The sequence below is a fragment of the Vibrio sp. 1180_3 genome (assembly GCF_029478545.1).
Classification (GTDB): Bacteria; Pseudomonadota; Gammaproteobacteria; order Enterobacterales; family Vibrionaceae; genus Vibrio; species Vibrio aestuarianus.
Map to the genome: position 1 here is coordinate 35250 of NZ_SJFM01000026.1, position 17819 is coordinate 53068.

General features: G+C 42.0%; 20 protein-coding genes. 10 read left to right on the plus strand and 10 right to left on the minus strand.

The window, feature by feature from the left end:
- Nucleotides 1–222: 222 nt before the first annotated feature.
- On the minus strand, nt 223–1191 hold the full coding sequence (cysK, locus tag EYW48_RS15325) for a cysteine synthase A (RefSeq protein ID WP_053310260.1): 969 nt from the start codon (nt 1189–1191) through the stop codon (nt 223–225).
- Between the two features lie 263 nt (nt 1192–1454).
- Entirely contained in the window at nt 1455–2195 is a 741-nt protein-coding gene (gene cysZ, locus EYW48_RS15330; RefSeq protein WP_171980426.1) for a sulfate transporter CysZ, read from the minus strand.
- 242 nt (nt 2196–2437) lie between these two features.
- Here cysZ and zipA point away from each other — a divergent pair, with 242 nt between their 5' ends.
- The 5 genes from zipA to cueR all read left to right on the plus strand — a co-directional run bounded on the left by zipA (nt 2438) and on the right by cueR (nt 8278).
- Complete coding sequence (gene zipA / locus EYW48_RS15335; RefSeq protein WP_171980425.1) at nt 2438–3274, plus strand: cell division protein ZipA; 837 nt, start codon at nt 2438–2440, stop codon at nt 3272–3274.
- A 60-nt stretch (nt 3275–3334) separates the two neighbouring features.
- On the plus strand, nt 3335–5350 hold the full coding sequence (gene ligA, locus EYW48_RS15340) for an NAD-dependent DNA ligase LigA (RefSeq protein ID WP_277432638.1): 2016 nt from the start codon (nt 3335–3337) through the stop codon (nt 5348–5350).
- 510 nt (nt 5351–5860) lie between these two features.
- Nucleotides 5861–6904, plus strand: a complete 1044-nt coding sequence (gene chiP, locus EYW48_RS15345) for a chitoporin (protein WP_171980423.1) — start codon at nt 5861–5863, stop codon at nt 6902–6904.
- Nucleotides 6905–6979: 75 nt separating this feature from the next.
- Nucleotides 6980–7795, plus strand: coding sequence for a hypothetical protein (locus EYW48_RS15350; RefSeq protein WP_171822914.1), 816 nt, complete (start codon nt 6980–6982; stop codon nt 7793–7795).
- Nucleotides 7796–7864: 69 nt separating this feature from the next.
- Nucleotides 7865–8278 carry a Cu(I)-responsive transcriptional regulator gene (cueR, locus tag EYW48_RS15355; RefSeq protein ID WP_168522918.1) on the plus strand — a complete coding sequence of 138 codons (414 nt, stop codon included), beginning with the start codon at nt 7865–7867 and terminating at the stop codon, nt 8276–8278.
- Between the two features lie 11 nt (nt 8279–8289).
- Here the strand turns inward: cueR and EYW48_RS15360 are convergent, their stop codons facing one another.
- The 5 genes from EYW48_RS15360 to EYW48_RS15380 form a co-directional block, all read right to left on the minus strand.
- Nucleotides 8290–8739 (minus strand): NfeD family protein, encoded by a 450-nt coding sequence (locus tag EYW48_RS15360; protein WP_053310253.1) that lies wholly within the window; start codon nt 8737–8739, stop codon nt 8290–8292.
- An 8-nt stretch (nt 8740–8747) separates the two neighbouring features.
- On the minus strand, nt 8748–9671 hold the full coding sequence (locus tag EYW48_RS15365) for an SPFH domain-containing protein (protein ID WP_053310252.1): 924 nt from the start codon (nt 9669–9671) through the stop codon (nt 8748–8750).
- A gap of 266 nt (nt 9672–9937) precedes the next feature.
- Nucleotides 9938–10792, minus strand: a complete 855-nt coding sequence (locus tag EYW48_RS15370; RefSeq protein ID WP_176246301.1) for a co-chaperone YbbN — start codon at nt 10790–10792, stop codon at nt 9938–9940.
- 298 nt (nt 10793–11090) lie between these two features.
- A complete protein-coding gene (locus EYW48_RS15375; protein ID WP_277432639.1) occupies nt 11091–11918 on the minus strand; it encodes an SDR family oxidoreductase in 828 nt (275 codons plus the stop codon).
- 8 nt (nt 11919–11926) lie between these two features.
- Entirely contained in the window at nt 11927–12841 is a 915-nt protein-coding gene (locus EYW48_RS15380) for a TIGR01777 family oxidoreductase (protein WP_171980420.1), read from the minus strand.
- A 255-nt stretch (nt 12842–13096) separates the two neighbouring features.
- On the opposite strand from EYW48_RS15380, the gene EYW48_RS15385 reads away from it, so the two are divergent.
- The 5 genes from EYW48_RS15385 to yfcE are packed head-to-tail and all read left to right on the plus strand — an operon-like array spanning nt 13097 to nt 15958.
- Nucleotides 13097–13831: a DUF1538 domain-containing protein gene (locus EYW48_RS15385; RefSeq protein WP_053310249.1), complete on the plus strand. Its 735-nt coding sequence runs from the start codon at nt 13097–13099 to the stop codon at nt 13829–13831.
- Entirely contained in the window at nt 13828–14622 is a 795-nt protein-coding gene (locus EYW48_RS15390; RefSeq protein ID WP_168522907.1) for a DUF1538 domain-containing protein, read from the plus strand. The genes EYW48_RS15385 and EYW48_RS15390 overlap by 4 nt, the downstream gene beginning before the upstream one ends.
- Nucleotides 14612–14962, plus strand: a complete 351-nt coding sequence (locus EYW48_RS15395; protein ID WP_053310247.1) for a P-II family nitrogen regulator — start codon at nt 14612–14614, stop codon at nt 14960–14962. The genes EYW48_RS15390 and EYW48_RS15395 overlap by 11 nt, the downstream gene beginning before the upstream one ends.
- Nucleotides 14959–15363 carry a CBS domain-containing protein gene (locus EYW48_RS15400; protein WP_053310246.1) on the plus strand — a complete coding sequence of 135 codons (405 nt, stop codon included), beginning with the start codon at nt 14959–14961 and terminating at the stop codon, nt 15361–15363. Before EYW48_RS15395 ends, EYW48_RS15400 begins: the two co-directional genes overlap by 4 nt.
- A 49-nt stretch (nt 15364–15412) precedes the next feature.
- Nucleotides 15413–15958 carry a phosphodiesterase gene (yfcE, locus tag EYW48_RS15405; protein ID WP_171980418.1) on the plus strand — a complete coding sequence of 182 codons (546 nt, stop codon included), beginning with the start codon at nt 15413–15415 and terminating at the stop codon, nt 15956–15958.
- 16 nt (nt 15959–15974) lie between these two features.
- On the opposite strand, the gene EYW48_RS15410 is transcribed toward yfcE, so the two are convergent.
- From EYW48_RS15410 to EYW48_RS15420, 3 genes are all read right to left on the minus strand, one after another.
- Entirely contained in the window at nt 15975–16253 is a 279-nt protein-coding gene (locus EYW48_RS15410; protein ID WP_171980441.1) for a SelT/SelW/SelH family protein, read from the minus strand.
- Between the two features lie 95 nt (nt 16254–16348).
- The gene (locus tag EYW48_RS15415; RefSeq protein ID WP_053310243.1) at nt 16349–16864 is read right to left on the minus strand and encodes a regulatory protein ToxS; all 516 of its coding nucleotides are present in this window, start codon (nt 16862–16864) and stop codon (nt 16349–16351) included.
- Between the two features lie 10 nt (nt 16865–16874).
- Nucleotides 16875–17735 (minus strand): transcriptional regulator, encoded by an 861-nt coding sequence (locus EYW48_RS15420; protein WP_171980417.1) that lies wholly within the window; start codon nt 17733–17735, stop codon nt 16875–16877.
- Nucleotides 17736–17819 lie beyond the last annotated feature (84 nt).

A 17819-nucleotide genomic window follows, 5' to 3' on the forward strand; every position in this document is an offset into this window, starting at 1 on the left:
GCATCGACGTCGTTTACGTGTCAGAACTGATACTGGTCTAAAATAGTACAATCGCGATTTCAATCTATGTTGTCGTTCGCCATTGTTCTGAAATACGTTTCTGACTTCTTTATTTTGAAGCTTAAAATAAAACATTGCTGATATTACCAAAGGAGAGGCAGGGATCAACAAAAAAGCCCCTGAACGGGGCTTTTTTAAACGAAAAATTGATTTGACCACATATTACTGCTGGTTCTCTTTCTCGGTAAATATACCGGCAAAGAGTGCGGTGCTTAGATAACGCTCACCAGAACTTGGGAGTATGGTAACAATAGTTTTTCCAGCAAATTCAGGTAGTTCTGCTAATCTGTTGGCCGCGACAACAGCTGCTCCAGACGAAATTCCAGCGAGAATACCTTCCTCTTCCATAAGACGTCGTGCCATAGCAATCGCTTCGTCAGAAGTGACAGGTTCAACACGGTCAATTAGAGATAAATCTAAGTTTCCTGGAATGAAACCAGCGCCGATACCTTGGATTTTATGTGGAGCCGGCTTGATTTCTTCACCTGCAATCGCTTGTGCTATGACCGGTGACTCGGCAGGTTCAACGGCAACAGAGATAATCGCTTTGCCTTTTTCACCTTTTATGTAACGACTTGTTCCAGTCAATGTGCCGCCTGTGCCCACACCTGCGACAAATACATCAATTTCACCGTCGGTTGCATCCCAAATTTCAGGACCTGTGGTTTTTTCGTGAATTTGTGGGTTTGCAGGGTTATTGAATTGTTGCAGCAGCAAGAATTTCTCTGGGTTACTTGCCACGATTTCTTCGGCTCTAGCGATCGCGCCTTTCATACCTTTTGCAGCTTCGGTTAATTCTAAGTTTGCACCTAAAGCTTTCAATAATTTGCGGCGCTCTAAGCTCATTGATTCTGGCATAGTTAGGGTCAGTTTATAACCGCGGGCTGCCGCAACAAACGCAAGGGCAACGCCGGTGTTACCACTGGTTGGTTCTACTAGTTCAACACCAGGTTTAAGAGTACCTGCTTTCTCCGCTTCCCAAATCATATTCGCGCCGATACGACATTTAACACTGAAGCTAGGGTTGCGAGCTTCAATTTTAGCAAGCACTTTGCCATTACTGACTTTGTTTAGGCGAACTAAAGGTGTGTTACCAATAGTTAAAGAGTTGTCTTCGTAGATTTTGCTCATTGCGATATTCCTTTATTACACACGTTAATCGTGTCTGTTAGATAAGTAGGACACGTGAGTGGATACAGAAAGAAGGATATGTGTTAACTCTGAAACGTAGAAGGATTAAAAAGTTATAAGTTATATATCCTTCCTACTTGAAGTTGCGACGACGTTGATTCCTCAATCACATAGCTTGCGTATGCAAATGAGCTCTCACTTAAGTGCAACTCCAAGGTGTTTAGAGGGTTAGGTAAACCAATCTATCTCGATTGGAGCTTGTTTTAACATAGTTTATTCTTAAATTCGGCAACCCACATAGCGGTTGCACCACAAACTGCAACAGGCATAACAATTAAGTTAAGAATAGGAATGGTCGTAAACACCGACACCAAAATACCAAAGCTATAGGCTTTACCCTGTTTTTGTTTCAAATTGTGTCTCATTTGATCAAAGCTGATTTTATGGTTGTCGAAGGGGTAGTCACAATACTGCACGGCCAACATCCAAGCGGTGAACATAAACCATAGTAGGGGGCCGACGGTTTGTCCTAACGCTGGGATCAACAACAATAAAAACAAGCCAAGCGCTTTTGGTAGCGTATAAAGTAGCTTACGCCATTCTCGAGCAAGAACTCTTGGCACATCTTTGATGACAGACATCAAGCCATCATCATTAACGGGGGCGCCAATAAGCTTTTCTTCTACTTTTTCAGCAAGTAAACCATTAAACGGAGCCGCGATAAAGTTCGCTAGCGTGCTAAAAAAGTATGAAAACGTAGCTAGGATAGTAATCGCTAATAATGGCCAGAGGATATAACTTAGCCAAGATAGGAAGTCTGGTATTTGGCCGATCAACTGGGTAATCCAAGTATCCAAGTGGCTGAATAGATAAAAAAGTGCACCACCAACCAAAATAATATTGGTGAGTAAAGGGAGTAAAACAAAACGACGAATTCCCGGGGTAAGAGCCAGTTCAAGCCCAAAGAAGAAGTAACCAAAGCCAGAGCGTTGCTGATGTGTCATATCATTTCCAATACAAAATTTTATCAATGAATAGCGTGAAAGCTATTCTACTCAACCTATCGAAGAAGAAAAGCGTGGTGAAAATCACATCATGTATGGAACTTCTCACATTAAGTTGTTCTAAATCGGTACTAAGTTTTGGTAAAGTACCTGAATAGACCGAATAATCCACCTTGGTGATACGTTCAGTTCAGCGATATACAGCAACGAACAACAATACATCGAGAAACTGAGAGTGAAAAATGCAGGAATTGAGATTCGTACTCATCATTGTTGGCGCGCTAGCGATAGCCGCTCTACTGTTCCACGGCCTTTGGACCAGTAAGAAAGAAGGGAAATCGAAGTTTGGCGACAAGCCTCTCGGGAAAATCGATATTGATCACGATGATTCCGTCTCTTCACCGCAACGTTCGTTTGCTCCAGAAGATGATTTTGAGATTATCCGAAAAGAACGCAAAGAGCCTGACTTCAGTGAAACAGTTGATCCATTAATTGATGGTTATCCTGAAAAGATGGTTGCAGTAGATACTGTTGATGAGATTGAGGATATTCCTTCAATTTCTGTATCAGAAGCTCCGCAACCGGTTATTGTTCAAGATACTGCTCACGTTGAGCAAGAGAGCCAAGAAGTTGAAGTTGCAGATGAACAACCCGCAGATATGGAAGTGCTAGTACTTAATGTACATTGTGCAACGAATGAACCTTTTGTTGGTACTAAGCTTTTTGATAGTATGCAGCAAAATGGTTTGCTCTACGGTGATATGGATATATTCCATCGACACGCTGATCTTTCAGGGACAGGTAAAGTATTATTTAGTGTTGCTAATATGATGCAACCAGGAACACTGGAGCATAACGATCCTGCTGATTTCACTACACAAGGTATTTCATTTTTCATGACTCTGCCATGCTACGGTGAAGCGGACCAAAACTTTAAATTGATGCTCAAAACCGCGCAACAAATTGCCGATGATCTTGGCGGTAATGTGCTTGATGACGCTCGTAACCTGATGACTCCAGACCGCTTAGCAGCATACCGTCGTCAGATACAGGAATTTAAAAACGCTCGTAGCGCGTAAATAAAAAACAGACCACTAAGGGCTCCTCGTCGGAGCCTTTTTTCATGATCCGAGAGAATTATGACTCAAACAATTCAAAACCAATTAAATCAGTTGCGTGAAACGCTTCACTACCATTCGGTACGTTACTACGTTGAAGATAGCCCTGAAATTCCAGATGCAGAGTATGACCGGCTTATGCGTGAGTTACTTGAGTTGGAAGCTCAACATCCTGAACTCATTACTTTAGACTCACCAAGCCAGCGAGTCGGTGGTAAGCCTCTTGATGGATTTGAGCAAGTTAAACATGAAATACCGATGCTATCTTTGGATAATGCGTTCGATGATGATGAGTTGGATGCTTTCCACAAGCGCATACAAGACCGCTTAGCTACGACTGAGCTAGATGCGTTTTGCTGTGAACCTAAGCTAGATGGTTTAGCGGTAAGTTTATTGTATGAAAATGGTGTTTTGATCCAAGCTGCAACGCGTGGCGATGGTACGACAGGAGAAAACATTACTGAGAATGTCAGAACTATCAGCGCGATTCCTCTGAAATTACAGGGGGAAGGGTGGCCTACTCGCCTAGAAGTGCGTGGAGAAGTCTTTATGCCCAAAGCTGGTTTTGAACGTTTGAATCAGCAAGCGCTAAAAACGGGTGATAAAACTTTTGTTAACCCTAGAAATGCTGCGGCAGGCAGTTTAAGGCAGTTAGACTCCAAAATTACGGCAAAACGCCCGCTTAATTTTTATGCTTACAGCGTGGGGGTTGTGGAGGGGGCTGAATTGGCACTGAGCCACTATCAACGCTTTTTGCAATTAAAAGCGTGGGGTTTGCCTATGTGTCCTGAGACACGCTTGGTGAATTCGCTCGATGAAGTTAAAAGCTATTATCAAAGTATTTTAACCCGTCGTGAGCAGTTAGCTTACGAGATTGATGGCGTGGTCATCAAAGTGGATGATATCCAAGCTCAGCAACAATTGGGCTTTGTTGCTCGAGCACCACGATGGGCGATTGCGTATAAATTCCCTGCGCAAGAAGAGATTACGGTACTTAATGATGTTGAGTTCCAAGTAGGACGAACCGGCGCGATTACACCAGTGGCTAAACTAGAACCTATTTTTGTGGGTGGGGTTACCGTTAGTAATGCCACGTTACACAATGCCGATGAAATTGAACGTTTGGGAGTCAAAATCGGTGATAGTGTCACGATTCGTCGTGCGGGGGACGTGATCCCGCAAGTCGTTTCCGTTGTTTTAGACCGACGTCCTGCATCAGCAAGAGATATTATTTTTCCCAGCCATTGCCCAGTATGCAATTCAGAGATTGAACGCGTTGAAGGTGAAGCGGTAGCTCGCTGTACTGGTGGCTTAGTTTGTCAGGCCCAGCGTAAAGAAGCGCTTAAACATTTCGTATCACGTAAAGCGCTAGATGTTGATGGATTAGGTGTTAAAGTCATCGAGCAGTTGGTTGATAAAGAGATGGTAAAAACACCCGCCGACCTTTTTCGACTCAAAGCGGGGCAATTGACTATTTTAGAACGTATGGGTCCCAAATCGGCGCAAAATATTGTCAATGCTTTAGAAAAATCAAAACTCACCACTCTCGCTCGCTTTTTGTATTCTCTCGGTATTCGTGAAGTAGGGGAGGCCACGGCTGCAAATTTAGCTCTGCATTTTGAAACTTTAGACAATATCAGCCAAGCGACATTTGATGAGCTACTTGAAGTTCAAGATGTAGGTGTAGTTGTTGCGAGTCACATCACTTCTTTTTTTGAGCAAGATAAAAACAAAAAAGTCATTGAAGAATTAATGGAGTTAGGTATTCAGTGGCCAAGTGTTGTAAAGCCGAGTGAGGATAGCGTTCAACCACTTTTAGGTAAGGTTGTTGTATTGACAGGAAGTTTATCTCAGTTGTCAAGAAGTGATGCCAAGGCTGCTCTGCAAGCTCTGGGAGCAAAAGTGACTGGCAGTGTTTCCAAGAACACAGATATATTATTTGCCGGTGAAGCGGCAGGCTCTAAGCTGGCCAAAGCACAAGAACTTGGCATTGAAATTCGCACTGAGCAAGATTTACTCTCCATGATGGATTCCTAGTCTTTCATTTCCTCCCTGTATGTAATTAAGCCTCAATTTTTCTAATTGAGGCTTAATTTTTTATAAAAAAAAGCATTCTACCTTTTTGTTTTAATTCTTACATTATTGTGCTTTTATCCATTGTTACTAAAAATTCTCTCCTCTACTTTCTCGTGATTATTGCGAGCCACTTCAAGTTAATTGAAATGGAAAAACACCCAACATGTTGTTTTTTATATCTTTTATTTTTTATGTGTTCGGGTTTTACTATTTATTAGATCTCGATCTCTTACTTGGCTAAAGTTTGCTGTGGCTCATATTTTTTCAGGTAAAAATTAAGTTCTCGTTGATGTTTTTCGCTGCGAAGTTAGTCTATTAAGCATGGATACACGGTGTGTATGCAGGAAATAGAAAATCAAAAGTTAAAGGTTAATTTAGGTTTTCAACATAGGAAATGATTTCTCCCTTCGGCGGCCAACTTAAGGTGAGAAATATAAAAAGCAGCTATATCCATTTTTAGGAGTTTTTTCCATGGACAAAATGTTTAAACGTACTCTGCTAGGTGCAGCAGTAGCAATCGCTTCAACTGGTGCTTTCGCAGCAGAAGAGACAGGCCAGATTGGTGTTCTTTCTGATTTCAATGTTCAAGCTTATGGTGTTGCGGCAATTTCAGCGTTTTATCAAGAAGATAGCAATGGCTACGACTACGAAAATGAATCACGAATTGGTTTTCGCGCTAGCAAAGATATGTTCGATAATGTAAATGTTTTTATGCAAATCGAATCTGGTTATGTTGGTGAAGACGGTAAAGGTAGTACTCTCGGTGCTCGTGATACTTTCCTTGGTCTACAAGGTGATTGGGGTAAATTGCGTTTTGGTCGTATGCTTACACCTTTGTACGAAATCGTTGACTGGCCATACTCTAACCCAGGTCTAGGTCGTGTATTCGACTGGGGTGGTGATGTAGCAGGTCATTATGATCGTAAAGGTGATATTGCTCGTTATGATTCTCCTTCTTTCAGTGGTTTTACATTTAACCTTTCTGCTGGCCGTGGTGATGTGGGTACAAAAGATTCAAACCACTTTGGCGCAGCGGTGCACTACAATGCAGCGGACATCGTGACTGTCCATGTAGGTTATGAAAATAACTCTAAATACCAAGTTACACTAGAAAAAGATGGGCAAGCTGACATTAAAGCTGCTGCTGATGCAACCGCATATATCGTAGGTTTTGAATTGCCACTACCAGCAGGTTTCGGTTTAGCTGGTGCTTATAAGTATACCGAAGGTGTTTCTAAGCATTACGCTAATGCAGGAAAAGAAGCAGAGCAAGGTCAATACTCAATCATTGCTCAATACTGGAATGGGCCTTGGGGTGTTAAAGTAGGCTATGCCGCTAACCTTGAATCGGAAATTGCAGGTGTAGAACAAGATGATGCTGATGAAGTTTTGTCAGCCCAGTTAATGTATGTTAAAAATGGTTTTGTACCTTACTTACGTGTAGGCCAGCATGATGCATACAATGCTGATGATAAGAAAGCATTTGTACGTGTAGGTCTAGAATACGGTTTCTAATTTACGTGTATTGCCTTTCATTAATTAAAATACCGGCCTAGTGCCGGTGTTTTTGCTCGAATATAAAGGATAATTATGATGAATCTATTTAGAGCTTCGATAATTTTTTCAACTGCTATGGTTGCGGTTGGATGCAGTAATTTAGACAGTTCTAGTACATTTAATGATGTCGCAAAAAATATCCAAGAAAGGCACAACTATGTTCAAGTTGTAGCGAAAGATATTACTCCTGAAACAAAAGCACTTTTAGGGGCCGATATTGTAAAATCTGAATTGAACTATGTGGGTAATTTTCCTAAAACGGCCGAAAAGAATATTGACAGTTCTTATGTGGATATGAATGTTACTTACTTTAAGAATTACGACCAATTCAAGACAGTTACCTATTTATCACAACACCTAGAATTAGATACTTATCGCCCATTAGCTGAAACATGCACAGAGCACTGTACTACAACGCAGTGGTTTAAGTTTCCACTTTCACCAGAATTCATACAGCAAACTACAGATGACTCAATAGTGTTTACATTGAATTCGTCTACGAATAAAAATAAGGTTGAATTTTCTGTTCCCAAAGCCTATTTTTTAGCGGTTATTGAAGAAGCCAATTATGTGTTAGGTGGGGTATCTCAGCCTTCCACCGTTACAGCGCAGGTTCAAGCTGAAGTTACTGCGAGCACTGCAAAATCAGTAGAAATGGTTCAATATTGGTTTGCTGAAGCATCGGTAAGCGAGCAAAAAGCATTTGCAGATTGGGCTTTTGTCAATCGCTCTTCTATCAACCAAGCACTAAAAACTGAAAGTAAGCCCTTAGAAATGCTTTCTTACTGGTATGAAAAAGCGGATAAATCTGAAAAATCTCAAATTCTAAGCTGGTTATTGAATCAATAGTAATCGACTTGCTTTCTCATGGTAATAAAGGCATGTTTATCAACATGCCTTTTTCATTGAATTTTTAACATGAATATTAGCCAAGTCGCTCAATTAACGGGATTAAGTGCCAAATCGATTCGACTCTATGAAGAAAAAGGGTTGATTACCCCTCCGCTAAGGTCAGAAAATGGATATCGTCACTATCAACAAGAGCATGTAGATGATCTTTTACTGATTGCGCGCAGCAAACGTGTTGGGTTCAGTTTGGAAGAGTGTAAGTCTTTACTTGCTTTAGCTAATGACCCGTCTAGAACCAGCTTTTCAGTCAAAGAAAAGGCCAAAGAAAAGCTGCAGCATGTTTCACGAAAACTCGCCGAATTGGAGTTAATTAGAGAACAACTGGAAGAATGGATTAACGAATGTCCTGGTGATGAGGGGAGCGATTGCCCAATCATTGATAATTTGAAAGGGCAGTGCTGTAAAACGAAAGGCGACAAATAGTCGCCTTTCGTTTATTGCGGCTCAACGATCAAAACAATGCCATCAACTTCGACGACTTTGACTAAACTGCCCGCTGCGATGTCTTGCTTGCATTGCGCTGTCCAGGTGGTATCTCCGAGAGTTAGGCGAAACGTCCCTTGTTGAACATCTTCTGTTAGCCGCGCAGTTTGTCCAATCAGTTGTTTCTGTTTTTGGTTAAGTTTGCGCGATTTGTCACTGTCATGATCAGACTTAAACTGTTTTCTCCACCATAACCATGTAGTGATCAAAGAGAAGCTGGCAAAGGTTAGCCACTGCAGCTGCCAGCTGATGGGTAACATGGCGAAAATCACTCCAACAAGTACTGCTGAGATACCGAGCCAAAGAAAATAGCCGGCAGTACCGAGTAGTTCTAGCGCCACGAGCACCAAACCAAACGCTAGCCAGTGCCAGTAATTGATTTGTTGTATAAGTTCTATCACTTGGTTACCTACTTATCTTTTACGGATGGTTGCTTGAACATTTCAGCGATCCCAGCAACGGACCCCATTAGTCCCGTAGCTTCTAACGGTAGCATGATGATCTTCCCATTTTCTGCTTGGCCAATCGCTTTTAAGGCATCAGTATAACCTTGCGCAATGAAATAATTCACAGCTTGCATGTCGCCTTGTGCTATGGCGTTTGACACCATTTCAGTTGCCTTCGCTTCCGCTTCGGCAGCCCGTTCACGAGCCTCGGCTTGTAAAATTGCTGCTTGCTTTTCACCTTCCGCCTTTAATATTTCAGACTGCTTTTGGCCTTCTGCACGTAAAATTTGAGCTTGGCGTACCCCTTCTGCTTCTAGAATGTCTGCCCGCTTATTACGCTCAGCCTTCATCTGCGCATTCATTGCTGCAGTTAGATCGGCTGGTGGCTGAACATCTTTTATCTCGATACGAGTGACTTTAACTCCCCATGGGTTAGTGGCTTGGTCAACGATAGAGAGCAGTTTTGTGTTGATCATGTCACGCTGGCTAAGCATTTCATCGAGCTCCATTGAGCCTAGTACTGTACGCATGTTAGTCAGTGTTAAATTTCGAATGGCGTGTTGTAGTTCACTTACCTCATAAGCGGCTTTTGCGGCATCTATCACTTGTACAAAGCAAACTGCATCAATCACAACATTGGCATTATCTTTAGAGATCACCTCTTGGGCGGGAATATCTAACACTTGTTCCATCATGTTGATCTTTTGTCCGATTTTGTCAACAAAGGGAATAATAATATTTAAGCCAGGTTGTAGAGTATGGGTATAGCGACCAAAGCGCTCAACTGTCCAATTACTTCCTTGAGAAACCGTTTTCACTGCTGCAAAGATAAAAGCAATAACAACGAATACGAATATGCCAACGGCAACGATTGAATCTAAAGCCATAACTGATCCTTTTTGATTATTGATTCTCCTAGCTTTGGTGGTTGTTGATATTATTCATCCAAGCTTGGGAGTGCTACTTTTTCTATTTTGCATTATACCTTTCCTACTTGAAGCTGCTGTGGTGTTGGCTACGTTCTTTCAAATAAATCGTATCGTTTATCTATGCTCATGAGGATGAACCCGCTTACCGCTAGACTACTACTTCAAGTTGTTTAGTTATAATACAATTAAGGCTGGGAAATCCCAGCCTTAATTGTTTGATATTATTAATATAATAATGAATATAGTTGTCTTCTATAGTAACCGGCGAGGCTATTACCTTGTCCTAAAGCGCTCAATATATCCATAAAGACTTTTTTGATTTCACCATCTAAGCAGTTGAGATCGCTCTTTAAAAAAGACCATAAAAGTTCTAGTGCTTCTTCATCTCGGCTGACTTGATGATACTGAAGTGCAAGTTCACTTGCTAGCTGAGCATTATCAGGTTGCGCTGCAAAGTTTTCCTCTAACGCTTGTATTTCTGGGCTATCAGCGGCTTGCTTATGCAGTTCCAGTTTGGCAACTAATCCTTTGTAATAGCTATCTTGATATTCTAACGGGATGTGTTGCAATTCCGCTTCTGCCGCATCGTATTGCTGCGTTTCCAAAAAAACATCCGCAAGGGCGAGTTTGGCTTCACCCTTTTCCTTTATCTCTTGTGGCAGATTTAATAGCAAAGGCAGGGCGTCAGAGTGTTGAGACTGTTGAATTAGTTCCAAAGCGTTCTTTAAATCAACCTCACTTTGGCTCGGCAAATGCTTATTTAGCATCTCTTTAACCGCGTCAATAGTTTGAGGTCCGCCTAAGCCATCCACCGCTTGACCGTTGATAAAAAGTGCAATGGTTGGCAAGGTTTGTACGCCAAACTGCGCAGCAACGGCTTGTTCTTCCTGACAATTTAATAGTGCTAAGGTAAAAGCACCATTGTATTGTTGGGTGAGGGTTTGCAGCTCTGGAATGATCTGCGCACTTTCTTGGCTCATTGGTGCCCAAAAATGAAATAAAATAGGAGTATTTACCGAGCCCTCGAACACTTCTCTAAAGTTATTCTGATTCACTTCAACAATGTAAGGAGATAGCATTGTTTGTTCCTTTGCTGTGTTAGGTCTATAGCTAAGAGATAGGGTTAAAAGTTGAAATATCAAGGGGAAAAACAAAAAACGCCACAAGGCTGCAGCGTTTTTGTCTCTTAACAAGAGAGCAAGCAAAGGTGTCTATAGTATTAATAATAAAGTCAGCGCAACACCGACACTGAGCCAATTTAATTGGTGTAATGTCATATTTGTCGTACCACATGCAACGCTTAGTATTAGGGTATCTGGAATGTCCAGAGCTGCATGATGTCACTTGAATGTTACGAAAAAATGACAAGTTGGTCATTTATGCCGCTTTATCTAAGAGATGATCTAACCACCGATTAGGAACCACTCGTTTAAGGATTGCAAACACTTTTGTTGGAGTGGTAATGCGATAACGAAGCTTCGGCTTCGATGATTCAAGTGCATGTAGGAGATATGGGAGGCAAGCTTTGGCTGGTAAAGCAAAGGCGTTATTTGATTTATCGCCATTGAGTCTTTGAATTTGACTTTGATAAACAGTGCTGTGAACGCTATTTTGGGTGTCAATCCAATGCTTAAACGCTGTAAGCGCATTGGCACGAAATGAAGTTTCGATTGGCCCTGGCTCAATAATGCTGATTAGTATGTTGGTTGTTCTAAGTTCAAGACGTAAGGTGTCACTCCATCCTTCAATCGCAAATTTGGAAGCATTGTAAGCTCCGCGATATTTCATCGCTGCGAAACCTAACACTGAGCTATTTTGAATGATCCTCCCTTCTCCTTGTTTGCGAAAGTGAGGGATAATTTCTGTTGTGAGTTGATGCCAACCAAAAAAGTTGGTTTCAAATTGTTCACGTAAAGCTGCCGTTGGCAGATCTTCAATCGCTCCTGGTTGACCATAAGCTCCGTTATTGAATAGCGCGTACAGTTTTCCATCACATAAATCCATCGTTTGAGTAACAGCCTCTGTAATGCTTTTCTCACAACGTAAATCGAGTTGGATACAAGTTAACCCTTCTTGACGAAGCTTTTCGACATCTTCCAATTTCCGGCATGAAGCGATCACATGATAGCCGCGTTGCTGTAAGGAATGCGCTGCCATATACCCAATGCCAGTTGAGCAGCCTGTTATCAATATTGCTTTCTTCATACCAGTTCCTAAAGGTTGCGTTTTAGAATGTTTTTGAACGCAGGTTCTATATGTGAGTATTGGAAATGAAAGCCAAGTTCGGTCAGTTTTTTTGGTTTTGCCCGGATGCTATCAAAAAGTAACACAGCAGCCTCTCCCAAAATGATGTTCATTAGCCATTTAGGTGTGAATAATAGATGAGGTCGGTTTAGCGTTTTCGCTAATGATTGGCTAAAAACCTTGTTGGTAACGGCGTGTGGTGCACACAGGTTAAAAGCACCTTGCGCATGCTGAGTTTCCAGTAAATAGGTGATGGCTCTTACCATGTCCAGCATATGTATCCACGGCATGTATTGCTCTCCGGAGCCTAGCGGGCCACCAAGCCCTAACTTGTAAGGTGGCAACATTTTCGCTAGCGCTCCCCCTTCGGTCGCTAGCACTATGCCAGTTCGTAATAGACAAACTCGGGTTCTTTCTGATTGAGCTTTGAGGGCGATTTGCTCCCATTTAGCGCATACCTGATGAGGAAAATTGTCGCTGTGGGCGTGTAAGGTCTCATCGAAAGGATGTGATTGTTGATCTCCGTAATACCCCACTGCAGAACCACTGATAAAAACGTGCGGTGGTTCGGTGCTAGCGTGGATCAATTCAACTAATTGTTCTGTGATTTCCCAACGGCTAGCGCATATCGCTTTTTTCTGTTTTGGGGTCCAACGTTTATCGGCGATAGGTTCACCTGCTAGGTTAATAATGGCGTCAAATTGGTTGAGATCTTTTAATGTTGATAGCGATGTTAAATAGGTGAAATTGCTATTATCAACGTGCTTGAGCTGCTCTTTAGCGCGTGGAATATTACGGGTTAGGATGTGTATATCGTGGGCCAGAATCTGTTTTATCAATGCCTTACCGATAAAACCAGTTCCGCCAGTTAATAGTATTTTCATATCACTACCTCTTGGGTTATCCATGATAGAAGGTGGTCGCGATTCCTACTAAGTATTAGAGTATTGCTGCAACTCAATTGTTTTGAACATTTAACATTCAACAGGCCTATTTCAGCATACGTTAAATAATGACAGTGATAAATGACAAACTTTGTAACATTTGGTCACTTTTTTCTGCGCCTCGTAACCCATATCACACTCTCATCAGTCTTGATTTGTCATTATGAACAAAGATATCAAACACGGGAGGAATGAATGGACTCGATGGTGGCGCTACTTAAAGCGATGATAGGAAGTTTGCGAGATCTGCTGCCGATAGTTGCCGTTATTGTGTTTTTCCAACTCATTGTATTACAAGAACCACTGCCCAATTGGCTGCCAATCATTGTTGGTTTAGTGCTGGTTGTGTTGGGGTTGACGTTTTTTATTTTTGGATTAGAGATGGGGCTATTCCCTATCGGCGAGTCAATGGCGCAAGCCTTTGCGAGAAAAGGAAGTGTCGCGTGGCTACTTACCTTTGCTTTTTTCTTAGGGTTTGGTACCACGATTGCTGAACCCGCTTTAACTGCTGTGGCAGATGAGGCGGCGAATGTGGCCGCAGCCGAAGGGGTGATCACTGCATCAGTTGAAAGTATGGACGATTATGCCAATGGTCTAAGACTCACCGTCGCGTTTTCTGTAGGAATCGCCATTGTATTAGGGGTGTTGCGTATTTTGAAAGGCTGGCCCATTCATTACATGATCATTGGTGGTTATGTTGGTGTCGTCATTCTGACCGCTTTTGCGCCTGAAAATATTATCGGTATTGCTTATGACTCGGGTGGTGTCACCACTTCGACCATCACGGTTCCTTTGGTGACAGCGTTAGGGGTAGGTCTCGCTTCTGCCATCAAGGGACGAAACCCAATGATTGATGGTTTTGGCTTGATTGCTTTTGCCTCATTACTACCGATGATGTTTGTCATGGTTTATGGGATGGTGCTGGCATGAATGCATTAATCCTGTTCTTCGACATGCTAGGTTCCACTATTTTGGATGTCATTCCCATTGTCACGATTATTTTTGGCTTCCAGTTTGCTGTATTACGCAAACCTATCGTGCGTCCGATAAGAGTAATTTTAGGTTTTTGTTACGTTATCATTGGCTTGACTCTATTCCTTTTAGGACTTGAATTGGCCTTATTCCCTTTAGGGGAGACGATGGCGCAGCAGTTAACTGCCCCTCAATTTCTCGCGGAATTTAAAATTAGTATGGGTAGTTCCCTACATTGGTTTGACTATTTTTGGGTCTATCTATTTGCGTTTTGTATTGGTTTTAGTACCACGGTAGCCGAGCCATCTTTAATTGCTGTCGCGATTAAAGCAAACCAGGTATCCGGTGGCAGTATTAGCGTTAATGGTTTGCGAATCGCGGTTGCTCTTGGGGTTGCTTTTGGAATTTCACTTGGCAGTTATCGTATCGTGGTTGGTGACCCCATCCATTACTACATCATTGCCGGGTATGTGGTGGTAGTGATCCAAACCTTTTTTGCTCCTAAGCTTATTGTGCCATTAGCTTATGATTCTGGTGGTGTGACAACATCAACCGTAACCGTGCCAATTGTGGCCGCATTGGGTTTGGGTTTGGCTTCGACCGTTCCAGGAAGAAGTCCTATGATTGATGGATTTGGACTGATTGCATTTGCCAGTCTATTTCCGATTATCTCTGTAATGGGCTATGCGCAGATAACTCAATGGTTAAATAAAGCTGCGTCATCAAAGGAGAAAGAAAATGCGCTTTAAACTGATACTGGCTTTTGTTGAAGACAGCAAAACCGATATTGTACTAGACGCTGCGCGTAATGCCGGCGCTACAGGGGCGACGGTTATCAATAATGCAAGGGGAGAGGGGTTAAATAAAAAGCGAACCTTCTTTGGCTTAACATTGGATGTGCAAAAAGATGTGGTGTTGTTTGTGGTCGAAGAACACCTCGCTCGCCACATTTTAGAAACGATTAATGATGTTGGGGAGTTTGACCAAGAGTCAGGGCAGGGTATTGCTATTCAAATCGATATTGAAGATGCCGTCGGTGTTGCTCATCAAGTCGCAACATTAACTAAAGTGGTTGAGGAAGAGCTATGAGTTTGCATAATAAGATCCGAGTTAGAGATGTAATGGCTAATACTTACGTTATCGTCGATGGTTTAACGACGGTGCATGAAGGCATTCATTTAGCTAAACAAAGTCAAGTCAAAGCGTTAATCGTTGATAAACGACACGAAGATGATGAGTATGGGATTGTGTTGATGAATGATATCGCTAAAAAAGTATTGGCTCAAAACCGAGCTACACAGCGAGTCAATATCTATGAAATCATGACAAAACCAGCGTTATCTGTATCTCCGGATATGAATGTGAAATATTGTGCGAGGTTGTTTGAACGTTTTGGTATTAGCCGAGCTCCGGTGATTGAAAATGGTAAGGTGGTCGGTATGGTCAGCTACAACAATATTGTGATTAACGGCATGGCGAGAGATGACTAAGTGTTTTTAAATTCGTACAATTTCACCATCAAAACTATGGAGATACATTGTGAAGTTGTTTTTTGCCTCTGATTTACACGGTTCACTACCTGCAACCGAAGCCATGCTAGCCTTATTTGAGCAATCAGATGCTCAAACCTTAGTATTGCTTGGCGATATCCTAAATCATGGCCCTCGTAATCTTATCCCTGAAGGTTATAATCCCGTAGCGGTTGCGGAGCGACTCAACCAGTATGCCGATAGCATTATTGCGGTTAGAGGAAACTGTGATAGTGAAGTTGATCAGATGCTGCTCAAATTCCCCATGATGATGGATTACGCTTGGGTATTACTTGAGTCTGGAGTGCGCTTTTTTATCACTCATGGCCATCTTTATAACGCACAACAGATGCCACCGCTCAAAAATGGGGATGTACTGATTCATGGACATACCCATATTCCAACGGCAGAGCCACTAAACCAAGTGTTTATCATGAACCCAGGCTCTGTCACTTTCCCGCGCAACAATTTCCCGCCAAGCTATGCCATATATAGCGAAGGCTTATTTCAGGTATTAGGATTGAATGGCGAATTGATTATTAAAAATTCAATCTAATGTACCAGTGAGGCCATTATTTATTGTCGGAATGCCCAAGATCTCTTTCAGGAGCGATAATGTCTCTTACCCGTTGTTTGAGCACTTTTGCTTCTGGAAAACCACCATCTTGTTTGCGTTCCCAAATAATTTTCTGGTTGCAAATTATTTCAAATCGTCCGCCAGTATCTGGGTGTAAACTCACGGAATCAATCTCTTCACTAAAAGTATGTAGTAACTCTTGGCTTAGCCATGTTGCTCGTAGCATCCAATTGCACTGACGACAGTAGTGGATGTGAATCGTTGCTTTATGCATCATTGTCCTTTTCGGGTATTCAATAAACGAAAGGCGGTTTTTACGCTATGTACCAAATAGCCGCCTTTCGCTTACGTTGTATGGGGTGGCTAGTATCAGTTGGTAAACAGAACCGTTGACCCATGACTGAGGCTGGTAAGCAGCAATGTTTTCTCGTTTACAACGTCGATACGCCGACTTTGTTGAGCATCCATCTTGAAGAATTGTGTAATTAACTCGAGCTGCTCAGGGGTAAAGTCTTTACTTTGAGTAGAGGTAATATCTTTAAATTCTGAGGGGGAGATTAGCAGGTAGCTGTCACTGACATCCCATTCGCCCGTCTCTGAAATGCTAATCCTACTTTCACTTTCTGAGCCAGTAGCAAATAATAAAATGTTAGACATTCTAATATAGCTACCATTTGGTAGATATTTTACATTAGACGTGACATCAACACGGCGCAGTGTACTGACGGAATCACTTCGCACGCTTGGTCTAATCACCGTCGTCATTTTTGATTGCCACTCTTGGGAAGTAAGGGTTTGCTCAGTTTTAATATCACTGCCCCAGTAGATCCAAGCGCTAAAGATAGCTGAAACTACCAAGATAATTGTTGCGATTTTCTGGTTCATCTTCATGCCCTTATTTACACACGTTGGTGAAATCATCTTGGTTAGCTAAAATGCGTAAGGTGATATTTTCACCAGAGAATTCAGAGCTATGGATGTAGTTCAATACCAATTGATTATTTTGCCCACCAGTTGCAATCACTTCTTTTGGTGCTAGCTCACCAGTATGTGAGTTATTGTATTTTTTGACACATTTCTCAATAGAAGGCAGCCAGTTAGTCAAGTCAGGATGATTAATTGGTGTATTCACGACAATATTATTGTAGACAGCCAATTGCCTAAATTTAGAATGGCTAGGGCTGGTTAAGAGCAGAGCCAATATGGGCAATAAAATAGCAACCACTAACATCAATTTACTTCGTATGGTTAGCTTTTGTTTGTCAGCCTTAACATTAGGTGGGATAGTCGCATTAGGGATGAACTCTTCACTGGGAGTGGGGCTCCCCGTAACGATAATAGAATCAGCTTCGAATTCTTCCACTTCAGCGCTCTCTTGTTGCTCGACCACCGGTTCTTTGTGAGAGTTTGGCAATGAACGCGAAATAGAAGCAATCATCTGATAACCACGCTTTGGAACGGTTTTCACGAACTCTGGTGATTTTGTTGAGTCTTTTAACATTTTTCGCAGTGTCGAAATCGCTTGCGTTAAGCTTGAGTCATCGACTTCAAAGCCTTGGTCTCGCCAAACAAACTCATGTAACTCATGTCGAGTAATCACTTCATTCGGTCTTTCACAGAGTAACAGCAGAATACGGCTTTCATTACTGCCGAGCCGAACCATTTCGCTATCATTTTCTTGATCAATAAGAGAGTTGCTGTTGGGGTCAAAGGTGAATCTTTCAGCAAGTATATATTTTGTACCTATGTTACTCATTGTTATCTTCTTATTGTTGATATGGTGAGTAGTTCATCAACCTAGCCAGCTTGGGGAAGCAATTGATGAAACAGTATACTAAGT

What these genes read in the sequence shown, in the direction of transcription:
- EYW48_RS15375 (WP_277432639.1), bottom strand. Translation starts at nt 11,918, where the DNA reads ATGAAGAAAGCAATATTGATAACAGGCTGCTCAACTGGCATTGGGTAT.
- EYW48_RS15410 (WP_171980441.1), bottom strand. Translation starts at nt 16,253, where the DNA reads ATGCATAAAGCAACGATTCACATCCACTACTGTCGTCAGTGCAATTGG.
- EYW48_RS15395 (WP_053310247.1), top strand. Translation starts at nt 14,612, where the DNA reads ATGCGCTTTAAACTGATACTGGCTTTTGTTGAAGACAGCAAAACCGAT.
- EYW48_RS15370 (WP_176246301.1), bottom strand. Translation starts at nt 10,792, where the DNA reads ATGCTATCTCCTTACATTGTTGAAGTGAATCAGAATAACTTTAGAGAA.
- EYW48_RS15415 (WP_053310243.1), bottom strand. Translation starts at nt 16,864, where the DNA reads ATGAACCAGAAAATCGCAACAATTATCTTGGTAGTTTCAGCTATCTTT.
- cueR (WP_168522918.1), top strand. Translation starts at nt 7,865, where the DNA reads ATGAATATTAGCCAAGTCGCTCAATTAACGGGATTAAGTGCCAAATCG.
- EYW48_RS15400 (WP_053310246.1), top strand. Translation starts at nt 14,959, where the DNA reads ATGAGTTTGCATAATAAGATCCGAGTTAGAGATGTAATGGCTAATACT.
- cysZ (WP_171980426.1), bottom strand. Translation starts at nt 2,195, where the DNA reads ATGACACATCAGCAACGCTCTGGCTTTGGTTACTTCTTCTTTGGGCTT.
- chiP (WP_171980423.1), top strand. Translation starts at nt 5,861, where the DNA reads ATGGACAAAATGTTTAAACGTACTCTGCTAGGTGCAGCAGTAGCAATC.
- EYW48_RS15420 (WP_171980417.1), bottom strand. Translation starts at nt 17,735, where the DNA reads ATGAGTAACATAGGTACAAAATATATACTTGCTGAAAGATTCACCTTT.
- EYW48_RS15365 (WP_053310252.1), bottom strand. Translation starts at nt 9,671, where the DNA reads ATGGCTTTAGATTCAATCGTTGCCGTTGGCATATTCGTATTCGTTGTT.
- zipA (WP_171980425.1), top strand. Translation starts at nt 2,438, where the DNA reads ATGCAGGAATTGAGATTCGTACTCATCATTGTTGGCGCGCTAGCGATA.
- cysK (WP_053310260.1), bottom strand. Translation starts at nt 1,191, where the DNA reads ATGAGCAAAATCTACGAAGACAACTCTTTAACTATTGGTAACACACCT.
- EYW48_RS15350 (WP_171822914.1), top strand. Translation starts at nt 6,980, where the DNA reads ATGATGAATCTATTTAGAGCTTCGATAATTTTTTCAACTGCTATGGTT.
- ligA (WP_277432638.1), top strand. Translation starts at nt 3,335, where the DNA reads ATGACTCAAACAATTCAAAACCAATTAAATCAGTTGCGTGAAACGCTT.
- EYW48_RS15390 (WP_168522907.1), top strand. Translation starts at nt 13,828, where the DNA reads ATGAATGCATTAATCCTGTTCTTCGACATGCTAGGTTCCACTATTTTG.
- EYW48_RS15380 (WP_171980420.1), bottom strand. Translation starts at nt 12,841, where the DNA reads ATGAAAATACTATTAACTGGCGGAACTGGTTTTATCGGTAAGGCATTG.
- EYW48_RS15385 (WP_053310249.1), top strand. Translation starts at nt 13,097, where the DNA reads ATGGACTCGATGGTGGCGCTACTTAAAGCGATGATAGGAAGTTTGCGA.